The organism is Clostridium sp. DSM 17811 (assembly GCF_018861905.1).
Taxonomy (GTDB): Bacteria; Bacillota; Clostridia; order Clostridiales; family Clostridiaceae; genus Clostridium_AD; species Clostridium_AD frigoriphilum.
In genome coordinates this window covers 1-524 of record NZ_JAHLDU010000098.1, presented here as the reverse complement: position 1 = coordinate 524, position 524 = coordinate 1, and the positions used below count along the sequence as shown (strand labels likewise).

General features: G+C 36.1%; 1 protein-coding gene. It reads left to right on the top strand.

From position 1 onward, the window contains the following. Positions 1–24: 24 nt before the first annotated feature. Positions 25–524: type 1 glutamine amidotransferase family protein (locus tag KPL44_RS25140; protein ID WP_216256133.1), on the top strand; the 500-nt coding region annotated here is incomplete at its 3' end.

Sequence of the window (524 nt, the reverse complement as noted above, 5' to 3'; positions counted from 1 at the left end):
AAAATGAAAGTGGAGGAATAGAAAATGAAAAACAAAGTATATCTTTATGTATTTGATACAATGGCAGACTGGGAAATAGGTTATTTAAGTACTGAAATCAATTCGGGAAGGTACTACAAAAAGGGATTAATGCCTCTAAAAATAGTAACTGTAGGAATTAACAAGAACCCTATTACTACAATGGGAGGTCTAGAAATATTGCCAGAAATTGAACTTAAGGAGTGTAGTATTGAAGAGACAGTTGCTTTGATTCTACCTGGTGGGAGTACATGGACAGAATCAATTCATGCTCCCATTATAAGAATGGCTGAAGAATGTTTAGATAAAGGTATTGTTGTAGGGGCAATTTGTGGTGCTACAATAGGACTTGCTATGGAAGGAGTATTAGATAAGCGAGCTCATACAAGCAATGACCTGGGATATCTTAAAATGGTCTGTCCAAGCTATGCAGGAGAAAAATATTATAAGCAAGAATACGCAGTAACTGATAGAAGTTTGATTACTGCCTCTGGAATAGCTCCTCT